This is a genomic window from Dielma fastidiosa, from assembly GCF_003475485.1.
GTDB classification, from domain to species: domain Bacteria; phylum Bacillota_I; class Bacilli_A; order Erysipelotrichales; family Erysipelotrichaceae; genus Dielma; species Dielma fastidiosa.
Genome location: NZ_QRQL01000013.1, coordinates 21,419 through 44,329 on the forward strand (window position 1 = coordinate 21,419; position 22,911 = coordinate 44,329).

At 43.0% G+C, this 22,911-nt stretch carries 19 protein-coding genes and 6 tRNA genes; 18 read left to right on the plus strand and 7 right to left on the minus strand.

The window, feature by feature from the left end; translation table 11 throughout:
• Positions 1-61: 61 nt before the first annotated feature.
• Positions 62-1,180 carry an alanine racemase gene (gene alr / locus DWZ33_RS17215; RefSeq protein ID WP_118456194.1) on the minus strand — a complete coding sequence of 373 codons (1,119 nt, stop codon included), beginning with the start codon at positions 1,178-1,180 and terminating at the stop codon, positions 62-64.
• 29 nt (positions 1,181-1,209) lie between these two features.
• Entirely contained in the window at positions 1,210-1,638 is a 429-nt protein-coding gene (locus DWZ33_RS17220) for a hypothetical protein (RefSeq protein WP_022939474.1), read from the minus strand.
• A gap of 275 nt (positions 1,639-1,913) precedes the next feature.
• Here DWZ33_RS17220 and DWZ33_RS17225 point away from each other — a divergent pair.
• The 7 genes from DWZ33_RS17225 (at position 1,914) to DWZ33_RS17255 (ending at position 4,203) form a co-directional block, all read left to right on the plus strand.
• Positions 1,914-1,989: transfer RNA gene (locus tag DWZ33_RS17225), tRNA-Val, on the plus strand.
• 4 nt (positions 1,990-1,993) lie between these two features.
• Positions 1,994-2,069: transfer RNA gene (locus DWZ33_RS17230), tRNA-Thr, on the plus strand.
• Between the two features lie 12 nt (positions 2,070-2,081).
• Positions 2,082-2,166: transfer RNA gene (locus DWZ33_RS17235), tRNA-Tyr, on the plus strand.
• A gap of 10 nt (positions 2,167-2,176) precedes the next feature.
• Positions 2,177-2,252, plus strand: a tRNA-Gln gene (locus DWZ33_RS17240).
• Between the two features lie 13 nt (positions 2,253-2,265).
• Positions 2,266-2,341 (plus strand) — tRNA-Lys (locus DWZ33_RS17245).
• A gap of 3 nt (positions 2,342-2,344) precedes the next feature.
• Positions 2,345-2,418: transfer RNA gene (locus DWZ33_RS17250), tRNA-Gly, on the plus strand.
• Between the two features lie 231 nt (positions 2,419-2,649).
• The gene (locus DWZ33_RS17255; RefSeq protein ID WP_118456196.1) at positions 2,650-4,203 is read left to right on the plus strand and encodes an ATP-binding cassette domain-containing protein; all 1,554 of its coding nucleotides are present in this window, start codon (positions 2,650-2,652) and stop codon (positions 4,201-4,203) included.
• A gap of 73 nt (positions 4,204-4,276) precedes the next feature.
• Here DWZ33_RS17255 and DWZ33_RS18480 read toward each other — a convergent pair whose 3' ends face one another.
• From DWZ33_RS18480 to DWZ33_RS17270, 3 genes are all read right to left on the minus strand, one after another.
• Positions 4,277-5,098, minus strand: coding sequence for a type II secretion system protein (locus DWZ33_RS18480; RefSeq protein ID WP_118456198.1), 822 nt, complete (start codon positions 5,096-5,098; stop codon positions 4,277-4,279).
• 116 nt (positions 5,099-5,214) lie between these two features.
• On the minus strand, positions 5,215-5,781 hold the full coding sequence (locus DWZ33_RS17265) for a chromate transporter (protein ID WP_022939477.1): 567 nt from the start codon (positions 5,779-5,781) through the stop codon (positions 5,215-5,217).
• Complete coding sequence (locus tag DWZ33_RS17270; RefSeq protein ID WP_022939478.1) at positions 5,781-6,323, minus strand: chromate transporter; 543 nt, start codon at positions 6,321-6,323, stop codon at positions 5,781-5,783. Before DWZ33_RS17270 ends, DWZ33_RS17265 begins: the two co-directional genes overlap by 1 nt.
• Before the next feature lie 204 nt (positions 6,324-6,527).
• Between DWZ33_RS17270 and DWZ33_RS17275 the strand changes: the two genes are divergently transcribed.
• From DWZ33_RS17275 to ggt, 6 genes are read left to right on the plus strand one after another with little or no spacing between them, the layout of a single operon-like run.
• Complete coding sequence (locus DWZ33_RS17275; RefSeq protein ID WP_029473814.1) at positions 6,528-7,469, plus strand: ABC transporter permease; 942 nt, start codon at positions 6,528-6,530, stop codon at positions 7,467-7,469.
• Positions 7,470-7,478: 9 nt separating this feature from the next.
• Entirely contained in the window at positions 7,479-8,366 is an 888-nt protein-coding gene (locus tag DWZ33_RS17280) for an ABC transporter permease (protein ID WP_118456200.1), read from the plus strand.
• A gap of 21 nt (positions 8,367-8,387) precedes the next feature.
• Complete coding sequence (locus DWZ33_RS17285; protein ID WP_118456202.1) at positions 8,388-9,944, plus strand: ABC transporter substrate-binding protein; 1,557 nt, start codon at positions 8,388-8,390, stop codon at positions 9,942-9,944.
• A 33-nt stretch (positions 9,945-9,977) separates the two neighbouring features.
• The gene (locus DWZ33_RS17290) at positions 9,978-10,949 is read left to right on the plus strand and encodes an ABC transporter ATP-binding protein (RefSeq protein WP_118456204.1); all 972 of its coding nucleotides are present in this window, start codon (positions 9,978-9,980) and stop codon (positions 10,947-10,949) included.
• Positions 10,949-12,673 (plus strand): oligopeptide/dipeptide ABC transporter ATP-binding protein, encoded by a 1,725-nt coding sequence (locus DWZ33_RS17295; RefSeq protein ID WP_118456206.1) that lies wholly within the window; start codon positions 10,949-10,951, stop codon positions 12,671-12,673. Before DWZ33_RS17290 ends, DWZ33_RS17295 begins: the two co-directional genes overlap by 1 nt.
• Positions 12,663-14,273 (plus strand): gamma-glutamyltransferase, encoded by a 1,611-nt coding sequence (ggt, locus tag DWZ33_RS17300; protein WP_118456208.1) that lies wholly within the window; start codon positions 12,663-12,665, stop codon positions 14,271-14,273. Before DWZ33_RS17295 ends, ggt begins: the two co-directional genes overlap by 11 nt.
• Positions 14,274-14,311: 38 nt before the next feature.
• On the opposite strand, the gene DWZ33_RS17305 is transcribed toward ggt, so the two are convergent.
• Entirely contained in the window at positions 14,312-15,127 is an 816-nt protein-coding gene (locus DWZ33_RS17305; RefSeq protein WP_182425837.1) for a glycerophosphodiester phosphodiesterase family protein, read from the minus strand.
• A gap of 1 nt (position 15,128) precedes the next feature.
• Positions 15,129-16,391: an MFS transporter gene (locus DWZ33_RS17310; RefSeq protein ID WP_118456212.1), complete on the minus strand. Its 1,263-nt coding sequence runs from the start codon at positions 16,389-16,391 to the stop codon at positions 15,129-15,131.
• A gap of 261 nt (positions 16,392-16,652) precedes the next feature.
• On the opposite strand from DWZ33_RS17310, the gene purF reads away from it, so the two are divergent.
• The 5 genes from purF (at position 16,653) to DWZ33_RS17340 (ending at position 22,897) form a co-directional block, all read left to right on the plus strand.
• On the plus strand, positions 16,653-18,053 hold the full coding sequence (gene purF / locus DWZ33_RS17315; protein WP_022939488.1) for an amidophosphoribosyltransferase: 1,401 nt from the start codon (positions 16,653-16,655) through the stop codon (positions 18,051-18,053).
• A gap of 63 nt (positions 18,054-18,116) precedes the next feature.
• Complete coding sequence (locus DWZ33_RS17320) at positions 18,117-19,391, plus strand: dihydroorotase (protein WP_118456213.1); 1,275 nt, start codon at positions 18,117-18,119, stop codon at positions 19,389-19,391.
• Positions 19,378-20,511, plus strand: coding sequence for a metallophosphoesterase (locus DWZ33_RS17325; RefSeq protein WP_182425839.1), 1,134 nt, complete (start codon positions 19,378-19,380; stop codon positions 20,509-20,511). Before DWZ33_RS17320 ends, DWZ33_RS17325 begins: the two co-directional genes overlap by 14 nt.
• Positions 20,462-21,487 (plus strand): MBL fold metallo-hydrolase, encoded by a 1,026-nt coding sequence (locus DWZ33_RS17330; protein ID WP_182425841.1) that lies wholly within the window; start codon positions 20,462-20,464, stop codon positions 21,485-21,487. Before DWZ33_RS17325 ends, DWZ33_RS17330 begins: the two co-directional genes overlap by 50 nt.
• Before the next feature lie 219 nt (positions 21,488-21,706).
• Positions 21,707-22,897, plus strand: coding sequence for a winged helix DNA-binding domain-containing protein (locus DWZ33_RS17340; protein WP_118456221.1), 1,191 nt, complete (start codon positions 21,707-21,709; stop codon positions 22,895-22,897).
• Positions 22,898-22,911 lie beyond the last annotated feature (14 nt).

The following is a 22,911-nucleotide window of genomic DNA, read 5'->3' on the forward strand; positions in this document are numbered from 1 at the left end:
AAAAAATTCAAATTTTTATTAACACTCATAGTATGAGCCGGTGATTCATTTTTAAACACGGTTAATAAGTTTCGTGCAGACGTAGGTTTACAATAGCTTTTTGTTTACCTTTTTCCATGATTACACGAGGGATACGGTCTGATAATAAGCAGAGAATTTCATAAGAAATAGTATTCAATTCCTCAGCGACGCGCGTTACCGGCATCTGTTTAGATATAATTTCAACGGGTGTCCCCAATGGCTTGCAGCTGTTCAGCCGAATCATGCATTGATCCATACAGATCCTGCCGACGATTTCGACTTCTTCACCATCCACAATCATTGAGCGTCCCTGATTGGCTCGAATAAAACCATCCGCATAGCCAATAGGCAGCGTGGCAATCCATTCATCACCCTTAGCTGTATAAGTTGCCCCATAACCGACACATTCACCGGCATGAATCTGTTTGACACAGGTAATCTTGCTGAAAAGTGAAAGCACTGGCTGAAAATCAACGGATGTAGAGATAGGGGAGACACCGTAAAGGATTAGTCCGGCTCTTACCGCATTGGTAAGCTCATCAGGAAACTGAAGAATGGCAGCACTGTTTTCACAGTGAATCCATTTAGGCTTGATTGTGAGCCTGTCAACGAGAGCCTTAAAGGTATGATACTGCATTTCACAATAGTTCAGATCATCTTCATCCGCACAAGCGTAATGCGTATAAATGCCTTCAACGATGCCATTATGCTGCATAATTAATGCAATGGCATTATTCATTTCATCAGAAGTTTTCATGCCAATGCGGTTCATGCCTGAATCAACCTTTAAATGAAACTTTAAATGGGATAAATCATCATGGCATGCCAGACATTCATTCAGCCAATTCAAACTCAAAACGGTTAACGTAATGCGATGAGTCTGTGCCAGCGGAATATCGGCAGCACGAATATGACCTAATACGAGGATATCTGAGGTAAAACCTTGTTTACGAAGTGAAAGTGCTTCATCCAAATAGGCCACCGCCACCATGGCAGCGCCTTCTTCCATGGCTGTTTTCGCAACCCAGTAATCACAATGACCATATGCGTTGGCTTTTAAAACAGCAATCATTTTTTTGTTTGTCAGTTTCTGTATTTCACGGCAATTATGCCGCAGGGCATCAAGATTGATCTCTGCCCAGGTATCACGATAGAACATGTCATTCACCTCGTTCTATTCTATGCAGATTATACAATTCTTGAATATTGATAAGCAACAGCAACAGCGGCAGCTCTGAAGACGATGGCTAATAAGCTTTGAATGCTGGCATTCAAATACATCCGCAGCAAGGCTGTAAAGAAGGCCGGCCATGCAGCTGGATTCAACAATGCGGAAAAGCCAAAATAAGTAATCAGATCCGCAATCAGAATGGCAATGACACATAAGACTGCTCCAAGTATCGAGAAACGCTGCTGAACACCGCGGCCCGCTTTCTGGACAGCCATGGCAATACCATAACCGACGACTATTAATAATAAAGAAGATTCAATATGTATGTACTGCATCAATGCGCCATAGACAACAGCAATCACGATTGCGCTGATGCTTCCGGCAATAATTGCCCGTGTGAAGCGCTGCTGAGAGGTGAGTGCCTGGGTATTGAATATTTGAATCATAGTATTCCTCCTAACTTTTACTAGTATAGCATATTCAGGCGAATTTACAAACAGGAAGGCGCTTATTTAGGCTTACTGTAAGAAACATTTAATAATGTATAAGGATGATTTATCAGGATAAACTATCTGAGGAAGTGAGTATAAGCCGCTGATCTAAACCCGCTGTTGCGATGAAAAAGAAATTGTAAAAATTTTAAAAAAAGTTGTTGACATAGCAGAAAGCGAATGGTATTATATTAAGGCGTCAAGGGCGAATTGCCCATGGCTAATACGATGGAGGTTTAGCTCAGTTGGGAGAGCGTCTGCCTTACAAGCAGAGGGTCAGCGGTTCGAGCCCGTTAACCTCCACCATTATGCCGACTTAGCTCAACTGGTAGAGCAACTGACTTGTAATCAGTAGGTTGGGGGTTCAAGTCCTCTAGTCGGCACCATTTAAAAAATCTGGGAGGGTAGCGAAGTGGCTAAACGCGGCTGACTGTAACTCAGTTCCTTAACGGTTCGGCAGTTCGAATCTGCCCCCTCCCACCATTTTTTTTATTGGGGTATAGCCAAGCGGTAAGGCACTAGACTTTGACTCTAGCATTTCACTGGTTCGAATCCAGTTACCCCAGCCAATTTTTTATGACTGACTCGTTAGCTCAGATGGTAGAGCATTTGACTTTTAATCAAAGGGTCTGGAGTTCGAATCTCCAACGAGTCACCATTTGCGGATGTAGTTCAATGGTAGAACTTCAGCCTTCCAAGCTGACTACGTGAGTTCGATTCTCATCATCCGCTCCAAAAACATTCGATACGCCTTAACGGGCGTTTTTTTTTGTTTTATGTCGTTCATAATAGGCTTGAATCGCATTTAACTTTATGATAGAATGAGTGAAATGATTGGAAGTGAGAAGATGAGAAAATAAATAAGAAACGATCCAGCAATTAAAGGAACAAGCGCATAATACTGCTGTTTTAATCGTTGTGTCTCTTATTTATATCTCATCATCCGCACTGGGAGGTGCGGAAATTATGCTTATAATAAAAAATCTTACAATAAAAAATGCTAAAGGATCAATTCTTCTTGATGATTTCAGTCTGACTTTAAGCAGTCATGATAAGGCCGCAATCATCGGTGAAGAAGGCAATGGAAAAAGCACGCTGCTGAAAGCTGTCTATGATCAGTCATTGATTGATGAATATGCCAGCGTGAGCGGTGTGATACAAAAAAATAACTGTCGGATTGGGATGCTGAGTCAAAAGCTTGATTCAGCTTGGTTTGATTCGACGATCTGTGATTATTGTTTAAAAGAAACCGTGGATGAAGAGATTGCATATGAAAGATACAATGAATTAATGAATTTGGAAAAGCTGTGCGTCCAATTAAGATTGGATCCTTTAATGCTGTCATCGCAGCAATTAATTAAAACATTAAGCGGCGGTGAAAAGGTTAAATTGCAATTGCTGAAGTTAATGAGCAGGCATTATGATGTTTTGCTTTTGGATGAACCAACTAATGATTTAGATTTAGATACCTTAATGTGGCTGGAACGCTTTATGAATGAATACGAGGGCGCTTTATTATATGTCAGTCATGATGAAACGCTGCTTTCAAGAACTGCCACCCGAATTATTTTGCTGGAACAAGTCAATAAGAAAACTAAAGTAAGACATTCAATTTACAATATCGGTTATGATCAGTTTGTTAAGGAGCATCAGGCATCTGCCATTAAAGCGGAGCAGCTGGCAAATAAAGAAAAAGAAATCTATGAAAAGAAGCGTGAGAAGCTGTTGAAGATTTTGAATGCTGTGCATGATGCGCAAAATAGTTGCAGCCGTCAAGATCCGCATACGGCGCGGCTTTTAAAAAAGAAAATGCATTCAGTAAAAAGTATGGAGAAGCGATTCGAAAAGGAAAGCTATACAAAGCTGGATACCGTTGAAGAAGCCATCGATGTGATGTTTGATGACTTTGACTGGAACCCAAGCAAGGTTATTTTAGATGCGGATTTTTGCGTTGAGGTAGCGGATCAGCGATTGATTGAACCTTTTGAACTGCATGTGAGAGGGTTTGAAAAAGTGGTCTTTATCGGTCCTAATGGCTGTGGAAAAACTACCTTGATGAAGCAGATTATTGAGCTGCTGAAAAACCGCAGCGATCTGAAACTTGGTATTATGCCGCAGAATTATCAGGAACAAATGCCTTATGAAATGGCCGCAGTTGATTTTTTAGCACCTGATCATGATAAGGATACGGTGACTAGAGCCAGAGAAATGTTAGGACGTATGAAATTTACCCGTGATGAAATGGCTGCACCGATTCATTCATTGAGCGAAGGGCAGAAAGCCAAGCTGTTCTTATTAAGGTTTATTATGGAGCGATGCAATGTGCTGCTGCTTGATGAGCCAACCCGTAATTTGTCTCCAATGAGCAATCCGGCATTGCGTGAATGCCTGTGTGATTTTAAGGGATGCATCCTATCGGTATCGCATGATCGGCGTTATATACAAGAGGTTTGCACAACCATTTATCAAGTAAAAGAAAAGCAGCTGGTCAAAATAGACAAGCTGCAGTTAGAGCTTTAATTTCATCAAAATAAAAGGCAGACGATTTCTGCCTTTTATACTGCTTGTCAATTAAGGGCTCCTGGTATAGTCTTTAATTATTATCAGCTTTGAATGATCCGCCATTAATAATAGGATAATTACCGGATTTTACAACCTGTACTTTACCATAAACTATTTCCTTGTTTGTGATATCATATTTGGTACAGTTGATCCAGATGTCAGTTGAAACATCATCCAAAGAAATTTTCTTATCAGTTAAAAATAAATTATAAGTATTTCCTTGTTTATACATTCGCCAGCTGCGGTTTGTGGTATCAATGCCCTGCTGTTTTAGTTTGACACTCACGGCTTCTGCCAAGGAAGAATAAGGTGCATAAGATTCTGGTGTTGTACTAACAGCTTCACTGTCAATGTTGGTTTTTCCGTTAGTAAAATATTCATTCAAATTTTTATATGGGAAATTTGCTATATCATCAAAATTAATTGCTTCTAAGCGTTCTTTTAATTCTTTAATATCGATGATTCCATCACCGTGGATTGTACATCGAATCGTTAAAACCGCAAAATCATCACTGATCATATTGCCATATATGCCATCCTCAGAACAGATGCCTGAGTAGGAACCGCCTGTGTAAAAGGTGCTGCCATTTTTATTTTCTGCATTGTGCGAAGCATAGATGGCCGCCAACAGCTTTTTGGCATCTTCCGTTGATGCTGGTGAATTATGAGCCGCTGAAGCTTCATATTCTCTGACGATGTTTGTCATATTAGCACGGCAGACTGCCTCTTTCGCATCCTTCGCATAACCAAGAAAACTAGGCACAAGAAAAAGTGCTAAGATTCCCAGGATTGCAATTACTACAATCAATTCAATCAATGTAAAGCCTGATTTTTTCCTATTTATATTACACATACTTCCACCCCAGTTTTATCTGTCTTTATTATAATATTTTTAAATCAAAATCAAAAGGCACAATTCATGAAAAAATAGAAAAAGCATCCCATAATGCTGAGATGCTTCAATAAATCTTATAATTTAAGCAGAATTCCGATTACCGCGCAGATTGAAATATAGAAAATTGGATGCTTCTTGTATTTATTTGTGCAGTATAACAGAATCAAGAATAAGAGAATCGGCAGCCATTGAAACAGATCCATCAGATTGCCGCTTGTCTGATAAGCAGCCGTATCTACCAAGGTAACCGCAAAGATACTTAAGCCGGCAGCCGCGATGAGACCGGCAACCGCTGGCCGCAAGCCATAAAACATAGCCTGTACTGCCGCGCTTTCTTTAAACTTCTTTAATACCTGAGCAATGATAATAATTACAATGATGCTTGGTGTGATCAAACCTAAAGTGGCAATTACACCGCCGGCAAAGCTTGCTACGGTATAACCGGTAAAGGTAGCCATGTTGATGCCGATCGGACCCGGAGTTGATTCCGAAATGGCGATCATGTCGGCCAGCATTGCGGCATCAAACCAATGGAATTTATCAATTAAGGCATTCAGGAAGGGAATCGTAGCCATACCGCCGCCTACCGCAAACAAACCGATTTTGAAGAATTCATAATAGAGTGTTAATAGGATCGACATTATTTTTTACCTCCTTGAATTTTTTTGATCAGCAGGCCGCACAGCGCTGAAACAACAACGACATAAACCGGCGATAATTTTAAAATGCCAACCATCACAAAGGCAAACAGAAACAGCAGAATACCATAAACATCCTTAACCCCTGATTTTGATAAGGATACGATTGCATTAAAGATTAATGCACATACCGCGACACGGATACCGGAAAGCGCGTATTGTACAACCGCGATATGAGAAAACCCCTGAATCAAAGAAGCAATCAGCAGGATGATGACAATCGATGGAAAGACAACACCTAAGGTTGCAATAATACCGCCGGCAATGCCTTTCTGATAATAACCGACAAAGGTTGATACATTAACGGCAATAATACCAGGTGTACATTGACCGACAGCATAGTAATCCATAATTTCTTCCTTGGTTGCCCATTTTTTGTTATCGACAACTTCACGTTCTAATAAGGGAAGCATGGCATAGCCGCCGCCGAATGTGAAGAGACCCATTTTCGCAAAAGTAACGAATAGATCAGCTAATTCTTTCATAAAACCCCTCTTTTCTAAATTGTTACCACATAAAGGTATCATTTCTTTATTAAATATGCAAGGTTTGATGGGATAAAATGTGATTTCTAATGATAATGATGTAATAAAATGTAAACAAAATCTGTAAATTTGTGAAAATGTATTGACGAAAGCGTGAAATAAATGTAAACTCTTAAGATATAAAAGGAATAAAGGAGGTAGGACATGAGAAAATATGTGACAAAAAGAATCTTACTGATGTTTTTGTTGCTTTTGGGGATGTCTTTTTTAGTTTTTGCGAGTCTGTACATCGCGCCTGGTGATCCTGCAGAGCTGGTAGCCGGTGCTAATGCGACGCCTGAGGATATCATCAGAGTAAGAGCCTATCTGGGACTCGATCAGCCCTTTCTTGTGCAGTATGGAGTTTATTTGAAAAACCTCCTTACCGGTAATTTAGGAACGTCGCTGACCACCCGTCAGCCGATTCTTCAGGAAATTATCGTTCGCCTGCCGCATACATTGAATCTTGCTTGTTCAAGTATGATCGTGGCCTTGGTGATCGGTATTCCGACAGGTATTATCGCTGCAATTAAAAAAGATACATTTATCGATAATCTGCTGACGACAACTTCACTGGCAGGGATATCGATTCCTAATTTCTGGCTTGGTTCAATGCTGATACTTTTATTTTCAGTAACGCTTCGCTGGCTGCCGACAGGCGGCATGAATGAGCCATTCTGGACAGCCGTTGGCTTTAAACAGGCAATTCTGCCATCGATTTCATTAGGGCTTGCGGTAGCTGCCGGCTTTACGAGAATCGGCCGTTCGGCAATGCTTGATGTATTGCAGTCGGATTATATCCGTACCGCGAAATCAAAGGGAATCAAAGGATACAAAGTAATATTGATTCATGCGCTGCGCAATGCGATGATTCCGATCATCACGCAATTTGGAACCAGCTTCGGCGGCTTGCTGGGCGGTGCAATCATCACTGAACAAGTATTTGTTATCAATGGTGTCGGTACTTATTTGATTAATGCAATTAATCAGCGCAATTATCCAGTTGTGCAGAGTACCGTTCTGGTGATTGCAGCCATGTTTATTATCGTTAACTTGATCGTCGATCTTGTCTATGTTCTGATCGATCCAAGAATCAGTTATGAATAGGAGGAGACCATGGAGCTTAAACGTGAAAATCCTCTTAAAGGGGCATTTAGAAAATTATTAAAGAATAAATTGGCAACGGCATGTTTCATCATTCTGCTGATAGAAATTCTGCTTGTGGTGCTGGCACCGCTGATCGCACCCTATGATCCGGAAGCACAGGATGTCTATGTGAAACTGGCACCGGGCTTTTGGGGTATGAACAATACAACCGGCGTACCTTACGCGCCAGGGCATTGGCTGGGAACCGATAACCTGGGCCGCGATATTTTCTCCCGTTTGTTATGGGGCGGCCGCATTACCTTGACCGTAGGTTTTGTATCAACGATGACTGGTTTATTCTTCGGTGTATTATTTGGTCTGCTGGCTGGTTTCTATAAAAAGCTTGATAATATCATCATGCGTTTTATGGATCTCTTGTTTACTTTTCCGGGCATCTTGCTGGCGATGCTGATTGTTGCGATGCTGGGGGTAAGCACGGTAAATGCGACGATTGCCATCAGTGTCTGGTCAATCCCTAACTTTGCTCGTATGACCCGCGGCAAAGTGCTTCAGATCAAAGAAGAAGATTATATTATGGCCATCCGCTCTTTGGGGGCCAGAGATACGCGGATTCTGCTGTGTCATGTGCTGATTAATGCACTGCCGGTAATTATCGTAATCGCGACAATGCGTATGGCCAGTTCGATTATGTCTATAGCGACACTGAGTTATCTCGGCTTGGGATCACCGCCGCCGACACCTGAATGGGGCGGCATGATATCAATTGCGAAGGATTATATGTGGGATCGTCCAAGCTTGATTATCATTCCGGGTGTGGTCGTTATGATTACTGTAATTTGCTTTAATATTCTTGGTGACAAGCTGAGGGACATCTTAGATCCAAGTTTAAAAGATTAAATTCGAAAGGAAAAAAGAAACATGAAAAATTTATTAAAGAGGGCTGCCGTTTTCACAACGGTACTTGCACTGGCTGGCTGTTCATCTTCCGGCTCTAATGATGGAAATACTGATCCGAATACAACAACGGCGGATAAGCCATTTAATGTTGTGCTGACTACTGCACCAGTTGGCTTTTCGCCATTGACAACCAATGACGCACCGTCTACTTATGTCAATGCGCAGATTTATGAAACGCTTTACCGCCGCAGTATGGATGGCTCAAGCTATGAACCATTGCTGGCTAAATCAGAACCAGATTGTGATGAAGCCGGTACGACATGTACGATTGAACTGCAGTCAGGTGTAACTTTCCATGATGGCACACCATTTAATGCGGAAGCTGTAAAATATACAATTGAGCGCATCAAAGATCCGAATTACGGTGCAGCCCGTGCGTCCATCGCCTCTTCAATTGAAGAAGTAAACGTACTTGATGATACGCATGTAGAATTAAAAACAAGCTATCCTGACGGTGTATTGATCGCTAAGCTGGCGCATGCCAATTCCGCAATCATTTCACCAACCGCTGATCAGGCACAGGATTTAATGACGCAGCCAGTCGGCACCGGGCCTTACCAATTTGTCAGCGCAATTTCCGGCTCTGAGGTAAAACTGACCCGCTATGATGGATATTGGGGAGAAAAACCAGAAATTAAAGATGTAACGATGACCGTCATCGCTGAAACATCAACGGCTATTTCTCGTTTAGAAACCGGTGAAGCAGACTTCCTGCCAAGAGTACCGGTTAATCAAATGAATCGTGTTAAGAATATCGCAAATGTTGAAAGTGTTGCTGAAAGCAGCAGCGCGATCACTTATTTGGCACTGCGCAATAATTCTTCAGTAAATCCTAAGATGGCTGATTTGAATCTGCGTAAGGCAATCGTCATGGCATATGATCCAGATGGCTATATCGCTTCAGTTGACGGCTATGCCTCTTATTCAAGAAGTATTGTAGGTCCAACTTTATTTGGTTACACAAGTGATGCGGAAACTTATGGTTACGGCTATGATCTTGAAGCGGCTAAGAAACTTGTAGAAGAAGGCGGTTATGCAGATGAACCAATCGTATTCCTGATTAACAACCGTCCGGAAACAATTGCTTTAGCTGAATACATTCAATCGAATCTGAAAGCAGCCGGTTTAAATAATGTAACAATTGAATCATTAGAATGGGCGGCTTATTTATCAGAAACACAGCAGGATAACCGTTATGATATTACCGTGCTGACATGGTCAAATGTAACGGGTGACGGTACGGAAATGTTAGATCCTAACTTCCATTCAGTAAACAGCTCAAAACGTGTTCGTTATGATAATGCGGAATTTGACGCATTAGTTGATGCAAGTAAGCAGACACTTGACAGTGCTGAACGTACAGCCGCAATCAGTGCAGCAAATAAGATGATTTTAGATGACGCAGTTGCCGCAACCTTATACAATCAGTATCAGGCTTATGCGTTTAACGCTGCTTATACGAATGTAGAAATGGATGCCGGCGGTGTCTTCTATGTTCAGAATTTCAAATTAAAATAAGAAACAAGGATATGAAAGAAAGTAGGTCTGGCGATGGAAAAAGTTCTTGAAGTAAATAACCTGGTGGCTACCTTTACAATCAATAAGAAAGAGTATGAAGTACTTCGGGATATTTCATTTTCAATCAATAAAAATGAAACACTGTGTGTAGTGGGTGAATCAGGCTGTGGTAAGAGTGTCACGACTTTATGCATCATGGATCTGCTTCCTAATAATGGCAGAGTTGTTTCCGGCAGTATTTCACTGAATGGCACCGATCTGACCAAGCTTTCTAAAAAGGAGCGCAACAGCTACCGCGGTAAAAAGATGGGGATGATCTTTCAGGAACCGATGACAGCGTTAAATCCTTTGCTGACGATTGGTTATCAGCTTTGTGAGAATATTATGCTGCATCGGGGACTGGATAAAAAAGAAGCTAAGAAATTAGCGGTTGAATATCTTGAAAAAGTTGGTATTGCTCAGGCGGAAAGCCGCCTGAAGCAATATCCGTTTCAGTTAAGCGGCGGTCTGCGTCAGCGGGTGCTGATCGCCATGGTATTATCCGCTCAGCCGGATTTGCTGATTGCAGATGAACCAACAACGGCGCTTGACGTAACGATTCAAAAGCAAGTATTAACGCTGCTTAATGATTTGAAAAAAGAAATGAGTGCGGGCATCTTGTTTATTACTCATGATTTGGGTGTTGTTGCGGAAATTGCTGACCGGGTCATTGTCCTTTATTCAGGCCGTAAGGTTGAAGAAGGCAGTGTCGCGCAGATTTTTAAAAATCCTAAGCATCCATATACGATTGGCTTGATGAACGCGGTTCCTAATGTTGATTTGGATGAATTTGAGATACAGCCGATTCCCGGTACTTTCCCAAATCTGACAGAAGAAATCAAAGGCTGCCGTTTCAATCCACGCTGTAAATATGCCCATAGCCGCTGCTTTGAAGAGGTGCCTTGTACGATTGAAGTAGAACCGGGTCATTTTGTTTCATGTTATAAAGCTGAGGAGGAGATGTAATGAGTCAGGATAAAGTTATTCTTGAGCTGAGAAAGCTGAAAAAATATTTTCCTCTGAAAAAGAATGTGAATCTAAAAGCGGTTGAGGATGTAACCTTCAAGATTTATGAAGGTGAAAAGTTCGGCGTGGTCGGTGAATCCGGCTGCGGTAAATCAACTCTGGGAAGAGTCATTCTTCAGCTATACAAGCAGACCAGCGGTTCTTGTGTCTATTACGGCAAAACAATTGAGGAAGTTAATCCTAAATATATTGCGAAAGAAATTGCCAAGCTTGTGAAGTATCAGCAGGAAGCGGATAAATATTATAAACAGGCACTTGAGGTTGATAAAAAGATTGAGGCTTGTTACGCTCAGCGTGACGCTTATGATGTTGATGGCTCAAAAAGTGATATCAAGAAATATGATAATCTTTCATTGAAAATCGGTAAGCTTGAATTTGAATCAAAAGAGTTAAAAAAGAATGCTTCCCGGCAGCTGCGTGAGGGTTCAAGAACCGTGGGTTCTTTGATCTTATGCAAGGATCTGCCTAAGATTGCCGAGCTGTTTGCGAAAGCGCAGAAGGAAGTTGATCAGGCGCATGAATATCTTTCTAAATATCATGAGCTGGAAGCTAAATATGAAAAGAATAATACGATCATGTATCAGATTCGTACGACGAGTGAAGAAATTGATCGTTTGAATGCATTGCCTGAATTGAGTGAAGAAGAAGTGCTGGCCTTGTCAGATCTTAAAGCAATTCGATCTGAGAACGGCAAGGTAAATGTCAAGGCAATGGTGGAAGAGAATTTGGATTTAAAGGGGAAGATGATTGATTTATATAATACCAGTGAAGAACATCGAATGCAGGCGATGAAGTACAAGGAAGCGGCCTTTGAGTACCGCGGCAAGGATATCCTGCCGATTACCGAACGCTGTCTTGATCCAGAATATCAGAAAAAGCTTGATGGCAACTATGAGGAAGGCATTAATCTTTCTAAGCTGGATAAGAAGGAAATGCGTGAGCTGCGCCGGGATATGCAGATGATTTTCCAAGATCCGGCGGCTTCGCTTGATCCGCGTCAATCAATTGGCAGTGCCATTGAAGAGGTTTATAAGATCAACACCAAATTCGGCTCGAATGTGCGCCGCGAGAAAGCGATGGAGCTGCTTGAAAAGGTAGGTCTCAAGCGTGAGCATTATTATTCATATCCGCATGCGTTAAGCGGCGGTCAGAAACAGCGTGTCGGCATTGCCCGGGCGATTGCTTTGGATACACGTTTTGTCGTGCTGGATGAAGCGGTATCAGCATTGGATGTTTCGGTACAGGCACAGATTCTTCAGCTGCTGAATCAATTGAGTGAAGAAAATCATCTGACTTATTTTTTCATTACTCATGATTTAGGTGTTGTAAAGCATTTCTGTGACCGCATTTTGGTTATGTATTTGGGAAATGTCTGTGAATTAAGTGAGAGTAAGAAGCTGTTTAAGAAACCGCTGCATCCATACACGCAGTCTTTGTTGGCATCGGTACCGCGGCTTACCATTGGGGCTGAGCGTGGCAATGAACAGATTCTTGAGGGTGAGGTACCTAGTGCTATCAATCCGCCGAAGGGCTGTCCATTTCATACCCGATGTCCGAAATGTATGGAAATCTGTAAACAAGAAAAACCAAGATACATGGAGGCAGAGCCTAATCACTTTGTCGCATGTCATTTATATGATGAGGTAAAAGAAAATGAACTTTGATCCGCTTTATCAGCCGTATGCTTCCAACCGTTATCCGATAATTGCGAATAACGGCATGGTTGCGACCGGTTCAGCTCAGGCTTCGGCAGCCGGGCTTGAAATATTGCGCCGCGGCGGCAATGCTGTGGATGCTGCCATCGCAACCGCGGCAGCATTAACCGTTGTTGAACCAACAGCCAATGGTTTAGGCTCCGATGCGTTTGCGATTGTCTGGATGAAGGATAAGCTTTATGGTTTAAATTCATCAGGCTATGCCCCTGCTGATATCAGCCGTGAAAAAGTGCTGGCTAAAGGGCATGAACAGATGCCGACCTTTGGCTGGACACCGGTTACTGTGCCTGGCGCTCCGATGGCATGGGCGGAATTATCCAAACGTTTTGGTAAGCTGCCCTTGATTGAGGTACTGCAGCCGGCTATCCGCTATGCCGAAGAAGGCTATCCGCTTTCACCGATGTTAGCCAAAATGTGGGAGCGGGCGAGTGAGCGCTTTGCGAAAGAATTTGCCGGCAAACATGAATTTGACGAATGGTTTAAGGTATTTACTAAGCAGGGTGAAAGCTATCACTGCGGGGAGATCGTCAAACTGCCTGATCATGCGAAAACGCTTAGGCTGATTGGTGAAACCGACGCGAAAGCCTTTTATGAAGGGGAAATAGCCCAACAGCTGGTGAAACAATCAAAGCGTGACGGCGGTTACTTTTCGCTTGATGATTTGAAAGATTATAAAGCATCGTGGGTTGAACCGATCCGTGTAAATTATCATGGATATGATGTATGGGAGATACCGCCGAATGGTCAGGGTATCGTTGCCTTGATGGCGCTCAATATCTTAAAGGAATTTGATTTTAAGGAAAAAGACTGTACGGATACCTATCATAAGCAGTTTGAGGCTATTAAAATGGCATTTGCGGATGGTATGCATTATGTCACTGATCCGGATTGCATGGCCATTGATTATCATGATTTGCTAAAGCCTGAATACGGGAAGGCGCGGGCCGCTGAAATTGGCAAAACCGCCAAAGAACCCAAAATCGTTGAACCGCCGAAAAGTGGAACAGTATATCTGTGTACCGCGGATGGTGAAGGAAATATGGTCTCTTATATTCAGAGTAATTATATGGGCTTTGGCTCCGGCATTGTGGTTGAAGGCTATGGTGTAACACTGCAGAACCGCGGCCATGATTTCTCGCTGGATGAAAATCATTATAATGTGCTGAAACCGCGCAAACGAACCTATCATACGATTATTCCGGGTTTTATCACTAAGGATGACAAAGCGGTGGGGCCTTTTGGAGTCATGGGCGGTTATATGCAGCCGCAGGGGCATGTGCAGGTAGCCATGAATCTGATTGACTTTCATTTGAATCCGCAGATGGCATTAGACGCGCCGCGCTGGCAGTGGGTTAAAGGCAAGAAGTTTACAATCGAACCGGAATTTCCTAATGCTGTTGCTTTGCAGCTGCAGTCGCTGGGACATGAAATCGTCCCTGAATTATCCCGTGTTTCCTTTGGCCGCGGTCAGATGATCGTGCGTTTGGAAAACGGTGTGTTGGTGGGCGGTACTGAGTCAAGAACCGACAGCAACATTGCATGTTACTAATATAAAATAAAAAAGCACAGTTCAAGCTGTGCTTTAGTTTATTTTATAGGTTCGGCTTCAAATCCCTCAAAAATTATGATTGAAGACTTAAGCGCGTCATAGTCTGCACGATCCTTCACCGTCCAATAAACAATCGGGGCTTTAAATAATGCTTTGCATAGTTTTAAGGCTGTACGGTTTCGGTGTTCAACATCGTAAGCGATGAAATCAGGCCGTGAAATGAAATTCGCCAGCAGGTTTTCGAGGATGAATTTAGCCGGCTGTTTCATGTTTAATTCACCGGAGAGCTGCCCGCGGACATAATTTGGCCGGTGATTTTTAAACCAGCCGACCGCCATTGGATTGAATGATTCCACGCAATAGCTGCCCTGATAATGATCCAGAAGCTTTGCGCTTTGACGGCATGTCTCACTGTCTGCACCCTTCTGTTTGATTTCCACAATCAGCGGTGTACGGCCGTCTACCAATTTAAGCACCTCTTCGAAAGTAGGAATCGTACATTCAGTATTAAATAATCTTAGTTTTTTAATTTCATCTAAAGTCAGCTCATCCACCTGAGCGTCAATGCCGCATGCTCTTAATAAAGAGAAATCATGCAGGACGACCAGTTTTTGATCTTTAGTCAGCTGAACATCAAGCTCCATGCCGTAACCATGAGTGCATGCACGTTCAAATGCCGGCAGGGAATTTTCAGGGAACCCCTTTGCAAGATCATGATAACCGCGGTGCGCATAGTTCCATTTAGCAAAAGGCAGCAATGCTTTTCGTTTTGAGAACCGGGGCATCATAAAGAAGATCAAAAAGCACAAGCCTAAAATCAGCAAAAGTAACAGTAATAAAAACAGCTCCTTCATATTAATCCTCCACATCAAAGGCTTCTAACAGACTGCGTTTCTCAGGCCGGTTGTCACCGTGTTTTACCTGTGTAAATAGAAGCAGGGCAATCAGTACACAAAGGGCGGCATATGGAAATAAGGTCCAATATCCGACATATTCTAAGAGGAAGCCGGACAAGATGGGTGTCAGCACTTGGGCAGCCATTGAAAAGGTATAGTAGGTACCGGTATATTTGCCGACATCACTGCCTTGGCTCATTTCCACAACCATCGGATAAGAATTGACATTAATCATTGCCCATGCGATGCCGACCATGCCGAATACGATATTCAGCAGCGGTGAAAAGGTTGTGAAAAACATTCCCGAAAGGTAGCTGCATGCCAATAAAACTACACCGGCAAGAATCATTTTCTTACGGCCAAACCGGCTTGACAGAGAACCGACCGGTATGTAGCTGATAATTGCCGCAACCGTTGCCACCATCATCGGCTTCGCAAACTCACCGCCGCTCATTCCCCAAACAACATTCGCGTATTTGGAAAAAGCAGTGGTGACGGCATTATAACCCATAAACCAGAAAGCTACGGAAAACAGGATGAACATTAAGGAACGTTTTACCGCCGGTTCCATTTTGCCATGCTGGGTTGCGGAAGCTTCCTCACTCTCCCCTTCATCATCAGCGATACGCAGCTGTTTTTCTTTAATCGTCATAAACAAAATTGCTACACAGAGCAGCATGATCGATGCAATGCTTAAAAATAACGGAAAATAATTAGGGTTGGCAGTTTTGGGTACTAATAATGTAATCAGAATCAAAGTGATAATGCCGCCGACGGCCCCCATCAGGTTGATGATCGCATTGGCTTTGGAACGCAGCGGTTTGGGTGTAATATCAGGCATCAGCGCAACCGCTGGTGAGCGGTAAGTCGCCATCGCAAAAAGCGTCAGTCCTAAAGCTGTAAAGAATAACAGCATCGACTGCATGAGATCGGCAATCGGCAGCAGAAGCATAGCAAATGCCGCTAAGATCGTGCCAAAGACGATAAAGGGCATCCGTTTTCCCATCCGCGTATTGATCCGGTCTGAAAAAGCACCAAATAACGGCAGCATAAATAATGCAAGGATATTATCCAGCGACATGATAAAACCGGATACCGTATCTTTTAAATGAAAGGTATTTAATAGAATAAGCGGAATAATATTATCGTAAAGCTGCCAAAAGGCACAGATCGACATGAATGCAAGACCTACTAAAATTGTACGTTTGTTATTGAGTTTCATAATGAGTTCTCCTATGCTTAAACAGTACCAAATTGAAGCGTTTGTGTAAAGAGCAAAAAGCTTTTGCTAATCTGTAACAAAAAGTGAAGATTTGAACCGTTTGGTGCAGTTTTTTTTAAGAATTTGCCTTTTAAAATGCTGTTTTTAGTCATGAACAGCATTTTTAATTGCAGAAATTGTAAAAAAGATTGAAAACAGCGGTAAAGAATGGTATTGTTTAATTGGACTTTTTTATGAACAATAACGGTAAGGGAGACTCAAATGGAACTTGAAAAAACGTATTTTTTAAACGGTAAAATCAATGAGGAATGCGGTGTTTTCGGAATTTACAATGCCAGTGACGCAGCTTCACTGACTTATTTTGGATTACACGCGCTTCAGCACCGCGGTCAGGAAGCGGCAGGCATTGCCAGCAGTGATGGTGAAAAGGTACGATGCTATAAGGGTAAAGGCTTAATTACAGAAGTATTTAATCCTCAGATCATCGATACGCTGACCGGCAACAATGCAATCGGTCATGTTCGCTATTCAACCGAGGGCGGTAATGAAATCGAAAATGTGCAGCCTTTGATGGTCAGAGCGCATACCGGTCATTTTGCCGTGGTTCATAACGGGCAGGTAGTTAATGCTCATGAATTAAAAATGCAGATGGAGAATGAGGGAAGTATCTTTCAGGGCAGCAGTGATTCTGAGGTACTGATTCATTTGATTCAGAAGGAAGTCGGTTCTTTCAGTGAAAAAATTAAGAAGGCCTGCAACAAGCTTGAGGGCGCTTTCGCATTTATTATTCTGACGAAGGATTGTCTGTATGCGATCCGTGATAAGAATGGTTTAAGGCCGCTTTCAATAGCTAAATTAGATGAAGGCTATTGCTTATCCTCGGAAACATGTGCGTTTGAGATTGTTAACGCTAAATTTATCCGAGATGTTGAACCGGGTGAGGTAGTGAAGATTTCCAAGGAAGGTCTGAGCTTCTTTAAATATACAGAATATACCCAAAATAAGATGTGTGCGATGGAATATATTTATTTTGCCCGTCCTGACAGTAATATTGACGGCATTAACGTTCATACAGCACGGCGTATTTCCGGACAGGTGCTGGCAAAGCTTGAGGATCATGAGGGGGATATTGTTATCGGTGTTCCTGATTCATCCCTGTCAGCAGCAATCGGTTATTCAGAGGCCAGCGGTCTGCCTTATGAAATTGGTTTGATTAAGAATCGTTATGTCGGCCGTACTTTTATTCAGCCGACGCAGAAGCAGCGTGAACGCGGTGTGCGCATGAAGCTGTCAGCGGTAAAGAGCATTGTTTCCGGCAAGCGTGTCTTTATGATTGATGATTCAATTGTACGCGGTACAACCAGCAAACGGATTGTGCAGCTGTTAAAGGAAGCTGGGGCAAAAGAGGTGCATGTGCGTATCGGATCACCGGCTATTACCCATCCTTGTTTCTATGGTGTTGATACATCAACCTATGATGAATTAATTTCATCTCGGCTGAATGTTGATGAGCTGTGTGCCTTTATCGGTGCTGATTCTTTAAAATTCTTAACGATTCAGCAGCTTGAGGAAGCGTTTAAGACAAAAAATCTTTGTACTTCATGCTTCAGCGGTCATTATGTAACAAATCTGTTTTCTTTACAGGACAAATTAATAAAATAAAAATAGCCATTCTGTTTACGCAGAATGGTTTTCCAATTATACTAGTTTAATAGGAGGAATTTTATGTTGCTAATTAAAAACTGCCGGATTATTGACCCGGCGAATCAGTTGGATCAGATTGGTGATATCGCAATCAAGGACGGAGTGATTGAAGCGGTGGGGCAAGTGGATGAAAATCAGCCCTATGATCGTATCATCGATGCTTCAGGGTTCATTGCGGCACCGGGATTGATTGACGTTCATGTGCATTTCCGTGATCCGGGTTTTACATATAAAGAGGATTTAATGAGCGGTTCACGCGCGGCTGCCAGAGGCGGTTTTACTTCCGTTTTGTGTATGGCGAATACTTCACCGATTGCGGATAATGCGGCCGTCATTAAAGATATTCAGGAAAGAAGCAAGGATTGTCCTGTACATCTTTATCAGGCGGCAGCTATTTCCAAGGGCTTTAAGGGCAAGGAACTGACAGATATGAAGCAGCTGAAGGAAATGGGTGTGCCATGCTTTACAGATGATGGTCTGCCGCTGATGAATGCCGGCTTAGTCAGGGAAGCAATGGTACAGGCAGCGTCATTGGATTGTGTCTTGAGCTTTCATGAGGAAGATCCTGCCTTTGTTCATGGCAGCGGCATCAATGAAGGCGCGGTTAGTGAAGCGATGGGCTTGCCGGGTGCTATGCGTGATGCTGAAAATGTGATGGTAGCCCGTGACTGTATGCTGGCTGCTGCAACCGGTGCCAGTGTATCGATCCAGCATATTTCAAGCAAGGAGGCTGTGGCCATGGTGCGGTTTGCGAAACAGCTGAATCCAAAGATTGTCGCGGAGGTGACACCGCATCATTTCACATTAAATGAAACAGCTGTCCAAAAAGCTGGAACCTTGGCTAAAATGAATCCGCCGCTGCGTGAGGAAGCGGACCGGCAGGCGATTTTGACTGGCTTGCAGGATGATACAATTGAAATTATCGCAACCGATCATGCCCCGCACAGCGCTGAGGAAAAGAATCGGGAGTTTGTCAAGGCGCCAAGCGGCATCATCGGCCTTGAAACTTCATTGGCTTTAGGTATCAGTGAATTAGTGCATAAAAAGATTCTTACCATGAGTCAGCTGATTGAAAAAATGAGTGTCAATCCAGCCCGCGTGTATAAGCTGCCAGGCGGTACATTGAGTGTGGGCGCGGCAGCCGATCTGGTGCTGTTCGATGAAAATGAAAAATGGCAGGTTGCTGATTTTGCTTCAAAAGCAAATAATTCGCCGTTTATTGGCTGGGAATTAAACGGAAAGGTAAAAATGACAGTGTTGGCGGGAAAGGTCGTTTATGAGGATGGGGCAGAATAAACCAAGCGTCTGCTGGTCAGCTGATAAAATAGAACGAGGCAATGCTGGTGAAAAGAGGGTTTATCATCAGATGCTTGAGCTTGATGAAAATCAGCGGATAATTTTGATCAGTGATATCCATGGCTGCCGAAGCTTATTTCATGAATTGCTTGCAAAGTGTCAGTTTAATGATCAGGATGTTTTGATACTTTTAGGTGATTTAGGTGAGAAAGGGCCTGATTCATTGGGGGTACTTCATGATGTGATGGAATTATGCGCGGCAGGCAATACCTATGTTGTGCAGGGAAATTGTGATTGTTTAGTACCTTCTTTGATGAAGCAGGAACTGGTTGATTTTATTGGCTATACACAATTCAGAGAAGCCTCCTTGCTGAATGAAATGGCTCACGCGTGCGGCTATGCTGCGATAGATGAAACGAATGCCAAAGCATGCCGTCAGGCAATTGCCAAGCGCTTTGCCAAGGAGCTGGACTTTATTGATAATATGCCGCTGATTTTAGAAAGTGAGTCGATGCTGTTTGTGCATGCCGGCTTGCGCTATGAGGAGATTTCACGAAATACATGGGAGGATTTTCTTACATTACCGGCGTTTATGGAAGGTCACACGGCTTTTAAAAAGCACGTGTACTGCGGGCATTGGCCTACTTTGAATTATCATATGGATATTGCGGATTGCCGTCCTTATACGAATGTGGCGATGAATGTGACCGGCATTGACGGCGGCAATGGAGTCAAGGATGAGGGCCAGCTGAATGCCTTAATTCTGGATCAAGGCAAGGCATACAGCGTATGGGTGGATTCTCTGCCGGCTGCCCGGATTTGTAAAGCACAGGCTGCTAATCCTGATCCAATCTTTATTTCATGGGCAAAAAGAGAGGTTTTATTACTTCAAAGACAGGCTGATCAGTGCTATTGTGAACATCTTGCCTCAAAACGTAAGCTATGGCTGAGCGCTGCCTATCTGTATGAGGATGAGGGAAAGCTTTGCTGTTATGATTATACGGATTATCGATTAAATGTGTTGCCGGGTGATACCGTAAAGGTAATCACGAAGCATGATGGTTTTGTATATGCCAAGCATAACGGGCTGGTTGGCTGGATCGCCGAGGAATGCTTTTGATATGAAGCTTCTGCGCCGCGATATTTATGCCATCACCCTGCATTCAGCTAGTGAAATTACCAAGGAGATACAGGTTTATTTGATTAAAGGCAGGGATGAGCATCTTTTAATTGATATTGGTTTTCATTCTGCTTCTGCCGCTGATGAATTATGTACTGCCCTAAAGCAGCTGAACGTTGAACTGAAGGATGTTCGTTTATTTTTAACGCATCTGCATGTTGATCACTGCGGCAATGCCCAGCACTTCGCTCCCTGCTTAAAAGAAATTCTGGCCAGCGAATGGGACGGCTGTATGATCACTCATAAGCTTAATAAGACAACTGCTCATTATATCCGCAAGAATCGCCTGCTGGCTGGGATACCGCGCAGTGTATGTGTTAAATTGAAATCTGAAAGTGAAATTTTTGAAGGCGGGGACGGTGTTTTTGCCTTCACGCCGATCCATGCACATGAGCGGTTAAGGGTAGGTGATTATACGTTTGAGGTAATTGATTTGGCGGGGCACTCACCCCAGCAAATCGGTCTGTATGAAATCAACGAGCATTTTATGTTTGCGGCAGACAGTGTGCTGAATCAGATTTATCCTACGATTAATTTCTGGATGGAAGAATTTTCAAGCATGCAGGATAATTTTGATACATTAAAACGTATCTGTGATTTTGACTGTGAAATAGTATATCCCGCCCATTACGGTCCGATTTCTGATATTAAGGAACGCTGTATGCAAACCTTAGATCATCATATGAAAAAAGGTAAATATCTGCTTGATGTTGTCAAACAGGGAAGCGGGACCGCCTATGACTTTGCGATGCGGATGCAATGGGGACGCCAGCTTAACCGTTTTGATCAATTAAGCTGTCCGCAGCAGTGGTTTGCATGCATGGAACTATTGGCGCACCTTGAACGCTTTTATCATTTAGGAATCTTGTCGCGTGAGCTTATTGACGAACATTGGTATTATCATATAAAAGAATAACCTTAATGGTTATTTAAGACAGCTGGCAGAATGCTTAGTTTCAAAATCAATAGTATGAAACTGAATATCTCTTACGCCGGCTTTTTAATTTTTCTAAAGGAAATAGCATCTACGTGCAGCATTTGTTTTAATAATGCTGCTTTTTCCTGCTTTATGGATTTGCTTCTTGCTTCAGGATTTGTTAAGATGAGTTTAGAAAATTATTTCTGAGGTAAATCAATGATAGAATTAACCATGGAACAAATCCGTTATTATCGGCTGCATGCTCATCATTTGGACCGTTTTTATGAGCCAGCGGATTTGATGAGTGTGACAGGAGCATGCGGTTTACAAAATACGCCGCCGGGAGCATGGGAAACGGCATTGTTTAACCGTATTCCCGCTTATTCAAAAGCTGCTGCCAATCAGCTGCTTGCCGACAAACATCTGCTTCAGGCGTGGAGCCTGCGCGGTCTGCCGCTGGTGTTTCCAAGTGAGGAAAGCGATATTTTCTTATCAGCTTTGAGTGCTGCTGAAGATGAACCATGGATTTATACCAAGGGTATTTCTCTTGCCTTAAAACTGCTTGAAATGGATTTTGATGAAGTTCTGGCCTTACTGCTTCAGGTAATGCCGCAGCTTGATCATCAAATCATCACCAGCAAGGCTGTACTGGATGAAACCATCGCCGGCTGGCTGCTGCCGCTATTGCCCAAGGCAAAGCAAACCATCTGGCAACAGCCTTCAATATACGGCAGTCCAGATAAGCAAACGATTGGCGGTGCGGTCGTGTCATTCATGCTGAGACCGTGCGCTGCCAAGGGCTTGGTTGTTTTCGGTGAGCGTCATAATCAAACACCCACCTTTACCTCTTACCGAAACTGGCTTGGCCATCCGCTTAAAGAAAGACCGGATGCCAACAAACAGCTGGTGCGTAAATTCCTGCATTGTTACGGTCCCGCAACGCGTAAAGAATTGATTCAATGGCTGGGCTGTTCTCCGAAGCAGGGAAGCCGCTTATGGGATTTGCTTGCTGAGGAAAGGGTAAAGGTCATGGCAGATGGCAGACAAGCTTTTATGCTTGCAGAGGATTTGACTGATTTGATGAAGCCATGCCAGCCGGAGCGGGAATATCTGCTTTTAGGCGGTCATGATCCATATCTTGACCAGCGCGACCGACTGACGCTTTTACCTGACAAACGTCATCATGCGAAAATCTGGCAGCTGGTATCAAATCCCGGCGCTATTGTATATCATGGCGAAATCATCGGCTCTTGGACAAGCCGAAAGCAAAATCAAGGCATAACGATTCAGATGCAGGTTTGGCAAACAAAGGCGGGCGCTGAGAAGCTGCTTGAATTAGCGGCAGCCTATGCAAAATCTAAAGAGATTAAACTGCTGAACGTAGATATAACTAAAACACCAGACTGATATTCAATCTGGTG

Coding starts and splice junctions, on each gene's coding strand:
- DWZ33_RS17310 (WP_118456212.1), bottom strand. CDS start 16,391: ATGAAACTCAATAACAAACGTACAATTTTAGTAGGTCTTGCATTCATG.
- DWZ33_RS17290 (WP_118456204.1), top strand. CDS start 9,978: ATGGAAAAAGTTCTTGAAGTAAATAACCTGGTGGCTACCTTTACAATC.
- DWZ33_RS17255 (WP_118456196.1), top strand. CDS start 2,650: ATGCTTATAATAAAAAATCTTACAATAAAAAATGCTAAAGGATCAATT.
- DWZ33_RS17280 (WP_118456200.1), top strand. CDS start 7,479: ATGGAGCTTAAACGTGAAAATCCTCTTAAAGGGGCATTTAGAAAATTA.
- DWZ33_RS17265 (WP_022939477.1), bottom strand. CDS start 5,781: ATGTCGATCCTATTAACACTCTATTATGAATTCTTCAAAATCGGTTTG.
- purF (WP_022939488.1), top strand. CDS start 16,653: ATGGAACTTGAAAAAACGTATTTTTTAAACGGTAAAATCAATGAGGAA.
- DWZ33_RS17275 (WP_029473814.1), top strand. CDS start 6,528: ATGAGAAAATATGTGACAAAAAGAATCTTACTGATGTTTTTGTTGCTT.
- DWZ33_RS17220 (WP_022939474.1), bottom strand. CDS start 1,638: ATGATTCAAATATTCAATACCCAGGCACTCACCTCTCAGCAGCGCTTC.
- DWZ33_RS17305 (WP_182425837.1), bottom strand. CDS start 15,127: ATGAAGGAGCTGTTTTTATTACTGTTACTTTTGCTGATTTTAGGCTTG.
- DWZ33_RS18480 (WP_118456198.1), bottom strand. CDS start 5,098: ATGTGTAATATAAATAGGAAAAAATCAGGCTTTACATTGATTGAATTG.
- DWZ33_RS17270 (WP_022939478.1), bottom strand. CDS start 6,323: ATGAAAGAATTAGCTGATCTATTCGTTACTTTTGCGAAAATGGGTCTC.
- DWZ33_RS17285 (WP_118456202.1), top strand. CDS start 8,388: ATGAAAAATTTATTAAAGAGGGCTGCCGTTTTCACAACGGTACTTGCA.
- DWZ33_RS17330 (WP_182425841.1), top strand. CDS start 20,462: ATGCCAAGCATAACGGGCTGGTTGGCTGGATCGCCGAGGAATGCTTTT.
- DWZ33_RS17340 (WP_118456221.1), top strand. CDS start 21,707: ATGATAGAATTAACCATGGAACAAATCCGTTATTATCGGCTGCATGCT.
- ggt (WP_118456208.1), top strand. CDS start 12,663: ATGAACTTTGATCCGCTTTATCAGCCGTATGCTTCCAACCGTTATCCG.
- DWZ33_RS17325 (WP_182425839.1), top strand. CDS start 19,378: ATGGGGCAGAATAAACCAAGCGTCTGCTGGTCAGCTGATAAAATAGAA.
- DWZ33_RS17295 (WP_118456206.1), top strand. CDS start 10,949: ATGAGTCAGGATAAAGTTATTCTTGAGCTGAGAAAGCTGAAAAAATAT.
- DWZ33_RS17320 (WP_118456213.1), top strand. CDS start 18,117: ATGTTGCTAATTAAAAACTGCCGGATTATTGACCCGGCGAATCAGTTG.
- alr (WP_118456194.1), bottom strand. CDS start 1,180: ATGTTCTATCGTGATACCTGGGCAGAGATCAATCTTGATGCCCTGCGG.